Annotated in this window: 4 protein-coding genes; 3 read left to right on the top strand and 1 reads right to left on the bottom strand. The window is 49.9% G+C overall.

All coding sequences use genetic code 11. The features are described from left to right. Positions 1-94: 94 nt before the first annotated feature. A complete protein-coding gene (locus Enr17x_RS11715) occupies positions 95-1582 on the bottom strand; it encodes a sulfatase (protein WP_145308885.1) in 1488 nt (495 codons plus the stop codon). A gap of 316 nt (positions 1583-1898) precedes the next feature. On the opposite strand from Enr17x_RS11715, the gene Enr17x_RS11710 reads away from it, so the two are divergent. The 3 genes from Enr17x_RS11710 (at position 1899) to rho (ending at position 12302) form a co-directional block, all read left to right on the top strand. Beyond that, positions 1899-8540, top strand: coding sequence for a ThuA domain-containing protein (locus Enr17x_RS11710; protein WP_198001108.1), 6642 nt, complete (start codon positions 1899-1901; stop codon positions 8538-8540). 108 nt (positions 8541-8648) lie between these two features. Next, positions 8649-9497, top strand: a complete 849-nt coding sequence (locus tag Enr17x_RS11705) for a M48 family metalloprotease (protein ID WP_145308880.1) — start codon at positions 8649-8651, stop codon at positions 9495-9497. A 1176-nt stretch (positions 9498-10673) separates the two neighbouring features. Next, positions 10674-12302, top strand: a complete 1629-nt coding sequence (rho, locus tag Enr17x_RS11700) for a transcription termination factor Rho (RefSeq protein ID WP_145308878.1) — start codon at positions 10674-10676, stop codon at positions 12300-12302. The last annotated feature ends 62 nt before the right edge of the window (positions 12303-12364 follow it).

The following is a 12364-nucleotide window of genomic DNA, read 5'->3' as shown; positions in this document are numbered from 1 at the left end:
TAACAGCCCCCATAGTCATTGAGAATAGGGAATCCGTCAGATCCTCAGGGAAACTGGGGATGCGGTTCCCCAGACAAAAGGCCTCAATCTCAGATTATTTTGCCGGTTTTCGAAACAGTCGCTTTTCGCGAGTCTGCTCGTAAGCTTTGGTATCCCAGACCGGTCCTTCTTTCTGGACCGCCGTGTATTTTTGAATCAGCTTCTTTTTCAGACCCTTTAAGCGTTCCTGCTCCTGCCAGGCCAGATTATGCTGCTCGCTGATGTCATGCTTTAAATCATACAGCTCAAATTTCGTCAGCCGGGCATTTTTAATAAACTCCTGCGAAATCGAATTCACATTATTACCCAGCGGGATCACTCCTTCCGGCCCGCTCCAGTGCGCGACGATTTTCCAGTCTCCTTCACGCATGGCAACGCGCGGCGTGCTGTTGGCGCGATAATAGTTCCAGAACAGGGGAGTTGTTCTCTGCAAGTCCTTCCCGGCAAACAGAGGCACGAGGCTGGTCCCATCCAGAGCACGATTTTGAGGAACCGCTACATTCGCCAGTTCACAAAATGTGGGCAACAGATCCACGCTACAAACTGACGTCTTATTTTCCTGTCCCGCCGCAATCCGTCCCGGCCAGCGAATGATTCCGGGAACTCGAATGCCTCCTTCATAAATGTGCAATTTCATCCCGCGCAGCACCCCGGGCGATCCCCACGAACGCCGCGAGCCTTTCCCGTAACGATTCAACGTCTCGGGGCCGTTATCTGAAGTGAAGAACACAAGAGTGTCGTCCGCCATTTTCAAGTCATCCAGCGTTTTCATTAATTTCCCGACAGCAGCATCCATATTCGCAACATTCGCAAAGTACTGGGCCTGATCCTCGTACAGACTTTGGCCGAGATACTGTTTCACCAACTCTGGTGGCGAAGCAACGCGTTCATGCGGTTCATGAAAACAGACATGCAGGAAGAACGGTTTTTCCTGATCCCGCCACTCCTTGAGCCAGCGAATGCCTTCGTCGGCAACAATCTGGCAGGAGAACCCTTCAATCTCGCCCAGCGGTTTTCCATTACGCACAAAGTTATTGGGATTCTCATGCGTGGGGATCGCGTTGTTCTGAGTGCTGAACCAGTGTCGAAAGCCATGATCTCCGGGCTGTGGCTGTTCTTTCGAATTGAACATGCCGTTGCAATGCCATTTCCCGACATGCGCCGTGTCATATCCCGCTTTTTTCAACAGTTGCGCCATCGTGACTTCATCCCGTTTCAAATGCATCGGATGCCCTTCCGGAATCCAGTCGTAAACGCCCAGACGATTGGGAGTTCTCCCGGTCAACAAACCGGCACGGGAGGGAGAACAGACGGGCGCACTCGCGTAACAGTCAGTCAGCCGCATTCCTTCTGACGCCAACTGATCCAGATGCGGCGTCTTAATCTGCGGATGTCCATAACAGGCCAGATCGCCGTAACCAAGATCATCACAGAGAATCACCAGAATATTCGGTGGAGGAGTCTGCTTTTTCTCTGCCGATTGCAATTCCCCAAAGGGTGCGAGTAGAAACAGAGCCAGCCAGCAAGCGCATTTGATCTTCATTAGAAATCCCGGGAAGAATGAACTCAGAATCAGTTTATATTGATATCCAGTGTTCCTATCATGAACGATCAAAAGACTTCTCGCAATTCCTATCCCGCCGATTGTATCATGGAACGATCAAACAAAATCTGATCAATGATTCTGAAACCACTTTCTGAGGAATTCAAAAAAAGCCGATTGCTGAGCAGTTTTTTGTTCTCTTTATCGCTAATATTGAAGCCTTGAATCGAACAGTCTTTCCCAACTCATAAGTAAATGACCCATGCCAGCATTTCCTTTCCCCCCAAAACTTGAGTGCTCCAGAGGAAACCTGATTGTGAAAACGATCACATCCATTTGCACACTGCTCTGTCTGTCTTTTTTGAGTGCCATCCCACTTCAGGCGGATGATTCTCCCCAGAAGAAGACCGCTTCTGCGCAGCGCAAAATTGTTCTGATTGCCGGCCCCAAGAGTCATGGCCCCACAGGCAATGGAATTCATGACTACCCCTGGTCAGTCAAGCTGCTGAAAGTCATGCTGGATAATTCGAACGTGAAAGACCAGGTCCGCGTCGAATATCATCTGGATGGCTGGCCTGAAGATCCCGGCACACTGAATGACGCCGATACCATCATGGTCATTTCGGACGGACGGGACGGAAACAAGTTTGCCGAAGCGCCGCACTTTGGCAATGCAGAACATTTAAAACAGGTTCAACGTCAGATCGATCGGGGTTGTGGCTTTCTTACATTCCACTTTTCCACATTTGCTCCCGACAAATATGCACAACAGATCCAGGACTGGTCTGGCGGTTATTTCGACTGGGAAGAAAATGGACTCCGTCGCTGGTACTCGGCCATTAAAACGGTCAAAGCCCCGGTACATCTCATCCATCCGGAGCATCCCACTTGTCGCGGCGTCAAGGATTTTGAGCTACGCGAAGAGTTTTATTTCAATCTCCGCTTTCAAGACGACGATCCTAAACTGACGCCGCTATTTGAAGTCACGGAATTGAAGGGGCGGAAAGAGAACGGGAATGTTGTCGCCTGGGCTAAGGAACGCCAGAACGGAGGCCGTGGGTTCGGCACCACCTGCGGACACTATTACGATAACTGGCAAAATGACGCCTTTCGAAAATTCATCCTGAACGCCATCGCCTGGACTGCCAACGTCGAGGTCCCTGAAACCGGCGTGCAGGCCCGCTATTACACTCATGCGGAAATCACAACAGCACTCGCCGGCATCAAAGGTACCGAACCGGCGATAGTGGACAACCGTCCCATTCGCGTGCTCATGTTCGCCGGCAACGAAGCTCATGCCTGGCACAACTGGAAAAAAACAACGCCGGTCATCAAAGAGCTGCTGGAAAAAGATCCGCGGATCAAAGTCGACGTGTCGAATGATATTGAAGACCTCTCGAAAAAGAGACTGAGTGATTATCAAGTCATCGTGCAGAACTATGCCAACTGGCACGACGGCACTCCTTTGAGTCAAGCATCCCGCACCGCCTTCATGAATTATCTCCAAAACGGCGGTGGTCTGGTTCTGATTCACTTCGCCAATGGGGCCTTTCATTTTTCACTTCCCAAAGCAGGGGAGTCCGACTGGCCCGAATATCGTAAAATTGTGCGCCGCGTCTGGAATCATCACGGAAAAGGAGACGCCAAAAGTGGTCACGATGCTTTTGGAAAGTTCGAAGTCCAGGTCACCGATGACACACATCCACTGACTCATAACCTGAAAACGTTTCCCGTCACCGATGAACTCTACTTCCGACAGGACGGGACAGAGCCCGTGGAACCTTTAATCTCCGCAAACTCGAAAGTCACGAAAAAAAATGAGCCGCTGGCCTGGACCTACCACTATGGAAATGGGCGAATCTTTCAGACGTTACTGGGGCACAGCGAAAAAACCTATGACACGTTTGAAGCCTGTGAAATCTTACGCCGCGCCACCGCCTGGGCAGCGCAGCGCCCGATTCACGAATTCGAACGGCCTGAACCCGCGCCCGGCAGCAAAAAACAAACGGCCATTCTTGTCCCCGGAAAATGGGGCAAGGCACTGAATACGAATACCGGCACCGTCCTGATCGCATCCAAACCGGAATCACAGCCGCTCCCACTGAGTGCTGACTGCTGGGTCAAGCTGAATCAAAAAAACGGCTTTAATGTGTTTCTGGCATCGGAAGAAAAATCGTCACCAGCGCACTGGGAAATGTATTCTTATGCGCGCAGCGGCTACTTCAGCGTTTACCTGCCAGGGCAGGGGGGCGAATATAAAACCAAAATCGATATTTGCGATCAGAAATGGCATTATGTCGGCATGATTCTGGAACCGAATCGCCTGCGTCTGTTCGTCGATGGAAAGCAGGAACTTGATTCCGCACTTCCCACAAGAAAATCAACCGGTGCCCTTTCGGGAAAGATCCGCATTGGTGGCTTAGTCGAAAATCGGATCGGCTCCGACGGACTGATTGACGACGTCCGTCTTTCCAAAGGCCAGCGCGACTTTACCATGCTGCCGACAGCCCCCATGAAAACCGATGGTCAGTCTCTATATCTGTTCCCGTTTAATGAATTGACAAAGACGAACCAGACACCAGAATTAGTTTCCGGCAAACCGGTTCCGATTCTGAGCAAAACGTCTGTCTCTCAGAAGCCTGCCGCCGATACTAAAAAAAAAGATCACTGGGGTAAGGAGTCGGTCGGTTTTTCTCAGCCGGTCAGCGCCACCGATGATAATCGCTGGCAGCAAACCGACATCGGCAAGTGGCTCGCCTGCACCATACCGCTTCCCACCGGGCCAGTAAAAAAAGGGCTTTCAATTCGCGTCGGCGAGCATGAAGAAGGCACAATCTGCTACGACACACAGCACTGCAAAGTACGCGGCCTCTGGACGGACGGCTTTCTGAAACCCTCCCCCGAACGCTTCGGTCTGATCAAAGCGCCTTCCCCCATCGGGAACATGCTTTTTTCAACACAGGAAGGGCCCGGCTGGGATCAAAGACAGCCCTGCCAGTTCCTCGGATCGCACGTGCAGCAAAATCGCGTCACTCTGGAATATCGCATCGGTGAGACGACCGTGTATGAATCTCCCTGGTTCCTCAAATCTAAGGACCATGCTTATTTCACGCGTACATTTGAAATCGGCCCGGGTGACCAGACCTTGAAACTGCATATTGCCGATGCACAACAAGTTCAACCATTGGCGAACCAACCCCAAGTCTTTCAGGCAACCAAGAAAAACAAGTCCTTCTTCATCGGCACCACCGGTTGGGATGCGATTCGCGCCACCATCGACAACAGCAATAAACAAAAGCCAACAGCGGCCTTTGTCATTCCCCCTCGAAACGTCACCCGCGTGTTTACGATTTATTATCAAACCGGTCCTGCAAAAATTGTGAAACCGGTCGCTCCCAATCAGCCTGCCTTTACCAAATCTTTACAACCGCTTCTGATTCCCGGCCCTCCGCATTGGAAAGAAACGCTCACCACAAAAGGGACACTGGGAAAAGAACCGTCGGCGTATGTCGTTGATACCATCACCATTCCCCACCAAAACCCGTTTAAAGCTCTGTTTTTTATCAGTGGGCATGACTTTCTCGAAAACGGAAATCTGGCCGTTTCCACTGTCCACGGCGATGTCTGGCTGGTCTCCGGAGTCGACGATGACCTGCAGCAATTGAAATGGAAACGGTTTGCCACAGGACTGTTTCAACCATTGGGACTCAAAGTAGTTGACAATCAGATCCATGTACTGGGACGTGACCAGATCACAATTCTGCACGATCAAAACCAGGATGGAGAAGCCGATTTTTACGAATGTTTCAATAACATGATTCCGACTTCGGTCGGCGGACATGATTACGTGACGTGCCTCGAAACTGATTCCTTTGGCAATTTCTATCTCATGCACGCCCAAAAAGGGGTCGTGCAAATTACCCGTGATGGCAAAAAACTCAACGTCATCGCCTCCGGTTTCCGCAATCCGAACGGCATGGGCATGGGCCCGGGAAATATCATCACCGCCTCTCCTCAGGAGGGAACCTGGACTCCCGCTTCTAACATTGCGGAAGTCAAACCGGGCGGATATTACGGGTATGGCGGACCAAAAATCACAACAAATCGCCCGCTGGGTTACGATCCCCCGTTATGCTGGATCCCTCGATTGCAGGACAATTCCAGCGGCGGACAGGTCTGGGCGACCAGCGAAAACTGGGGACCGCTCAAAGGGCAGCTCTTACACCTTTCTTACGGCCAGAGCAAAATTCTACTCACACTGCGCGAAGTCATTCACGGCCAATCACAGGGCGGCACACTCACGCTACCTTTGGAATTTGAATCGGGAATCATGCGGGGACGGTTCAGTCCCGCCGATGGTCAACTTTATGTCAGCGGCCTGAAAGGCTGGGTCACCAACGCGGTTCAGGATGGTTGTCTGCAGCGCGTTCGTTATACGGGTAAGCCGATTGACTTTCCCATTGCCGTCAAAACCATGCAGAACGGAATCGCGCTCACATTCACCAACCCACTGGAACGAACTGCGGCTGAAAATCCGGATCACTACGCGATTGAACAATGGAATTATCTCTGGTCGGAAAAATACGGTTCGCCGGAATTTAAAGTTTCGTCTCCCCAGACGGAAGGACGTGACGAAGTAGAAGTTCTCTCCGCCACCCTCCTGCCAGATCAGCGGACTGTCTTCCTGGAACTTGCCAGTGTCAAACCGGTCATGCAGATGGGCATCACGTACCATCTGACTTCCCAGACAGGCGCGGAGGTAAAACAGACCTACTACCACACAATCAACTCGGTCTCATCGCAAAAGATGGACTCGGATATCTTAACCCGTCGTCAGACCAAAGAGTTACTTACAACCGCTCAACAGCAACAGTTGAAGCCGGGTGTCCTCTGGACATTCAGCCAAAAAGCGCCGCCGAATCCTCCCACCACCGACGCCCGAGCCGGCAGAATGATCGCTTTGTCCGTATCGGATTCTGAGGCACCGACCCCGTTTCTAAAGCCGGGCCCATTTTCCGCAAGCGCGGAAAGCTATCTTCGCGTGCCCCTGACGGGACGCTACCAGATCAGCCTGGAAGGATTCGGAACCGCCGGCTTAAAAATCAATCAGCAACCGATTTTGAATATTGAGAGTGATGATTTTTCAAAGCAGGCCCCAGTTGTCGTCACCCTCAACAAGGGCTTCAACCAGATCCAATTAACCTACCAGAGCAAAGCAGACGGAAATGCGAAACTTCGTTTGCTGTGGAGCGGTGATCACTTTGCCGCCGAACCCGTTCTTCCCAGTGTCTTAAGTCATATGAGCAATCATCGGCAACTCGTCAAGATGCAGCAATTGCGTCAGGGACGAGAATTAATCGCGCACTATAAATGTCTTGCCTGCCACTCACTACCAAATGAAATTGACCGATTCGTCATTTCTGACGCTCAGGGAACAATGCAACGCTTCCCGACAACTGCGATGCCGGATTTGAATCAATCGGCCCCAGACCTCGTGAATATTGGCAACCGGGTCAGCAAACGCTGGCTGTTTCACTGGCTCTTGAATCCACACAGTCTGCGCGAACACTCAAACATGCCGGCTCTGCTCGGCGACCCCAATTCCAAATTAGCAAAACAACAGGCGGCCGATCTGACCGCCTGGTTTGTTTCGCAAGCACGAAAACCAGCGTTCTCAGATTCAGCCAATCCTGAGAGTTCGCTTTCATCAGACATCGATTCCCTGATTGAATCCGGGGCACAAAATTATGAACTGCTGGGATGTATTAACTGTCATCATCAGTTTGTCTCTCCCGAAGAGGACGAATACCAGCGGCACTCATTAGCACGCATCAAGAGAAAGTTCAGCCCTTCGCAATTAACCCGGTTTCTGCGGACACCACACCAGCACAATCAGTGGAGTCGGATGCCCGACTTCAAATTAACGCAGCAGGAAGCGCTCGCGCTGTCGCTTTATCTCATTGACAGTTCAAAGGGAAAGATCCCAAACGCCATGCTGCTGCCAGACGGTTCTGCCAAACGGGGGCACAAGCTCTATTACGAGACCCTGGGTTGTGTCAACTGTCATGGAACGCTGTCGGGCACATCACAAGCCGTCGTGTCTCCCAGGCGTATTCCTTTCGTCGTTCAATCGCTTTCCAATGGCTGCCTGTCAGAGCTGCGCGAACAGAACTCGCAAGTCCCTCAATTTGAACTTTCGCAGCAACAACAAGCGGCAATCAAGGCAACTTTGAAGACACAAACCGATTCCCTGGCGCGTCTCAGTCCTCCGGAAGTTTCTGAACGTTGGATGCGTCAATTAAATTGTGCCGCCTGTCACAGTCGAGATACCGCACAAAGCCCGCGCGGGATGATCATGGTCGAAGAAGGGGATTCCGGATTGCTCCCCGAAGCGCTTCCCAGTTTGACCTGGGCGGGCGAAAAATTGAAATCGAACTGGTCAAAATCATTTATCGCAGGAGAGGTCTCCTGGCGACCGCGTCCCTGGCTCAAATCGAGAATGCCGCACTTTCCGGCTCATGCCGTTTACCTGGCATCAGGGATGGCAGCCGAACATGGAATCGTCGCAACTCGCGTTCGAAAATCCTCTCAAGCAAAAAGTGCTGACTCACCACAGATGGTGACGCTGGGAAATCAACTCACCAGGAAAAATGCACTCGATTGTCGCCAATGTCACGGCGTCGGCGACGAACTTCCCTTAGGCGATGATAAAACCAAAATTGCACTGGGGATCAATTTCGTGCATATCAAAGAACGACTGCACGACGATTACTATCACCGCTTCGTGCTGGATCCGCCACGATTTGATATCGCAACCAAAATGCCCAAGCTGTCTGCCGATGGGAAAACCACAAAAATCTCTGCCATTCTGGAAGGCGATGCCCATCAGCAGTTCCATGCGATCTGGAAATTTATTCAAAGCCTGAATGAACAGCCGCGTACCTTCAGTCGAAAGTGAAATGACGGAGTTTAAAATCCGAAAAAAATACCAGGTGTCTTCGTGAAAGAAGCTGCTATGATTTCTGATAAACCACGGTCTATTTAGTTTCCTTGGGATTTGATAATCATGCCGCGCTATATTCGGACGACTCACGGATCACGAAATTCCTCATTCAAAATGCGACTGGTCATCGCAGCTGGAATTGCTCTGTTTTCGTTCATTTCGTATCTGATGAAGGCCGACGTCAATGAAATCACGGGCGAGTCTCAGCAGGTCGCTTTGACTGAACAGCAGGAAATCGCCTTAGGGCTAAAGGCAATGCCCACGATTCTCAAACGGCATCATGGTGAGCACCCGGACCAGCAAGCCCAGGCGTACGTCGATCGTGTTGGAAATCGTTTGCTGGAGAGTCTAAATAACGCCTTAAAAAAACAGGGCCGCCAGAATCCCTATCGTTTTGATTTCCATCTGCTCAACGACAACCAGGTCATCAATGCGTTTGCATTACCGGGGGGCCAGATTTTCATTACCGCTGCACTCTATGAACAGCTTGAAACAGAAGGGCAACTGGCAGGTGTACTGGGGCATGAAATCGGTCATGTCCTTTCCCGGCACGGGGCACAACAAATGGCAAAGCAACAGTTAACTCAAGGGTTAGTCGGAGCCGCTGGTGTCGCAGGAGGAGATGCCAGCAGTGCGCAAATGGCGCAAATGATCGGCTCGATGGTGAATATGAAATATAGCAGAAACGACGAACTGGAATCTGATCGTTGGGGAGTCGAAATTATGGTTCTGGCTGGCTATGATCCTTATGCCATGATTGGTGTGATGAAGATCCTCAAACGATCTGCGGGTGCAGGCAGTCAGCCGGAAATCTTCAGCACGCATCCCGACCCCGGAAACCGAATCGAACGCATCAAAGCGATGATTCAACGCTCCTATTCTCCCGAAACCCTGACGAATTTAGAGCCATAGTTTTAAGGGAGTCTCTCTCCTCTTAAGTGAGGATCAGAAATGGGAAAACAGACCTATTTCTGATGATTCTCGCCATTTCAATTCAGATAGAATACACTGACTGAACAAAACATCCGATAGATTTATGATAGTCAATTGACTTTGTTCAGAGATAAGCTATTATGTGAGTAGAACGTGCTTGCAATACGATTAGTATTGACGCTCTGAGATGGTTTTGATAAACACTACAAACTAAACAATCTCTAGTAAGCCGTTTTTCAATTGAGGATCTCTCCCGCTTTTTGAGATCGTTATTTCCAGAGACCAGAATTCGAATTTCACTGGTTCACCAAAGTTGGCTTTAAAGTAAGTTGAGTCGTTTCCAGCGGGATATTAGTTCCTCAACAGCATTACTCCTGAATACCTTTGGGGGTTGCTTATTGCTTGAAAGTTTTTTCTCTTTCATGCGTGCACTGAAGGATATTCCAGTATCTGAACCAGTTGCAAACAATCGAACCTGCTCCTGGTTTTTAACTTCGTTTAACGGCAGATTTCTTGCTGGAAGACTTGTAATTTTTATGAAAATAACGTGAGTTTATTTTCGGGCCTGATCTCTTTTTTATCTCAAGCCACTATTCGGAATTGGATTCAAAAAGTTAAGTCCGTGTGCTCACGAAAACATTTAAAAGTTCCTCATTAGCAACCATTTATCGGTTGACGGAACTCATCTGAAACGATTGAATTTCTAGTATCAGTTTTTGACCACACAATTTTTGCCTGAAAGGATCTCGGCAAGGCGATCACTCAACAAGAGGCATTCGTCAACAAGCTTTTGATTTGCATTGTTCTCGATGTCAGGGCTCACTCTCTTTGATTTTTCATAAGCGATAGTCCTATTCCCTGGGATAAGCAGGCCACGAAGGTCGAGTCCAAGATCGGGCGCATTATTCCACTGTGTAAATCTTTCTTCATGAGATTAAGGCAGCCTTCGTCAATTCGCAGGCGTTTGTCAGATTTCCGCTGAATTAAGAATCGGCACGTTCAGACGTATGCCAGCAGCATTCAAGTATCATTGCAGGCTCCGTATTGACAATGATCCCTGCTTGAATCATTTGGTCGGTCACTTCGTGACACGTTCATGCCGTAGTTATTTCTCAAATTTTTTCGTTACTATTTTAAATCATCTGGTGCTTCTGTATGGCTGCAAAAAGTTCTGAAACTTCTGACAAACCCAAACCAACACGTCGAAGAACAACGAAATCACGCAAAAAAGTGGAACCCGCTACAACAGAAGACACTTTTGAAAAAAGTGAATCGGATGCCCTGCAAGACGAATACCATCGTAAAGCAGAAGAAAATCTCGAACTATTCGAAAACTCTCATTCATCTCAGAGTGAAGCAGAACCTGAAAGAGAACCTGTAAGTATGTCAGACAATCCTGCTGAATCCGTAGGCGAAAATAACTCAGAACAAACTGATGGCGACCGATCTGAAAAAACAGGCGGTAATCGACGCAGAAGACGTCGCAGAAGAAAATCTGACGGCACCAACAACGCACAGGGACAAAATCAGGGACGCCAGGGAGGCGGTGGAAATCGAGGCCGCTCGAATAACAGAGGCGGAGGTGGAGGCGGCCGCTCTCGCTCTGGAGGGACTGGCGGACGAACACAATCTCGACGTCCGCGTTCAACTTCAAACGCAGCCAATGAAAATATCTCCGGAACCATTGAAGGGGTCTTGGAACTTCACCCCAAAGCATACGGCTTTATTCGAGATCCCAAATCAAATTACAAAGCACAGGACTCAGACGCGTTTGTCTCCAGCTCCCTGATCGAAAAACACAATCTCCGCGAAGGTATTTTAATTCGAGGAGAAGTCGGCCCCGGAACCAGAGGGCAGGGACCACGACTCAAGAGCATTGAAACCATTGATGGTCGCACCATCGAAGAATACATGGAGATTAAATCCTTCGACGAACTGACTCCCATCAACCCTTTCGAACAGATCAAACTCGAAACAGGTCCTATGCCCATCACAATGCGCATCATGGATCTGCTCACTCCGATCGGGAAAGGGCAAAGAGCACTTGTTGTCGCGCCTCCTCGAACAGGAAAAACGATGCTCTTACAGGACATTGCGGAAGCAGTCAGTAAAAACCATCCCGAAGTTCGCCTGATGGTGTTATTGATCGATGAACGTCCGGAAGAAGTCACGGAAATGGAACGCTCAATCAAAGGCGAAGTCATCTCCTCATCAATGGACCGGGACGTCGAAAGCCATGTTCGTACCAGCCAGCTCATTTTTGAACGTGGTAAACGCCTGGCCGAAGCGGGAGAAGATGCCTTCATCCTGCTGGACAGTATCACGCGAACCGCACGTGCCTTCAATAAATGGGTTGGCAACACTGGACGTACCATGAGTGGTGGTCTGGATGTCAAAGCGATGGATATTCCCAAAAAGATGTTTGGAACCGCACGTCGCTTTGATGAAGGGGGCTCTCTGACGGTGCTGGGAACGGCACTGATTGACACAGGCAGCCGCATGGACGAAGTCATTTTCCAGGAATTCAAAGGGACCGGTAATATGGAAATGGTGCTCAGCCGGGAACTCTCCGACCGCCGCATCTTTCCTGCGATTGACATCACTCTTTCCGGAACCCGGCGTGAAGAAAAAATTCTGGATCCCGAAGTTCTCGAAGGTGTGACCATGCTCCGCAGAAGTCTGATTTCGCTCAGCCCTGTTGAAGCAATGGAACAACTCAGCAGTACACTCAAGAAATTTCCGACGAACAAAGAATTTCTGGAAAAAATCCGGGCGATTCTTTAGTCCTGTGTATGCTGTTTCATATAACTGGTTCGAAAAGAAGTTAGACTACAGGCTGACGATGA

The organism is Gimesia fumaroli, from assembly GCF_007754425.1.
GTDB classification, from domain to species: Bacteria; Planctomycetota; Planctomycetia; order Planctomycetales; family Planctomycetaceae; genus Gimesia; species Gimesia fumaroli.
Note: the sequence above shows the minus strand (reverse complement) of the source record. Positions and strands in the feature narration are given on the sequence as shown.

What these genes read in the sequence shown, in the direction of transcription:
- Enr17x_RS11715 (WP_145308885.1), bottom strand. Translation starts at nt 1,582, where the DNA reads ATGAAGATCAAATGCGCTTGCTGGCTGGCTCTGTTTCTACTCGCACCC.
- Enr17x_RS11705 (WP_145308880.1), top strand. Translation starts at nt 8,649, where the DNA reads ATGCCGCGCTATATTCGGACGACTCACGGATCACGAAATTCCTCATTC.
- rho (WP_145308878.1), top strand. Translation starts at nt 10,674, where the DNA reads ATGGCTGCAAAAAGTTCTGAAACTTCTGACAAACCCAAACCAACACGT.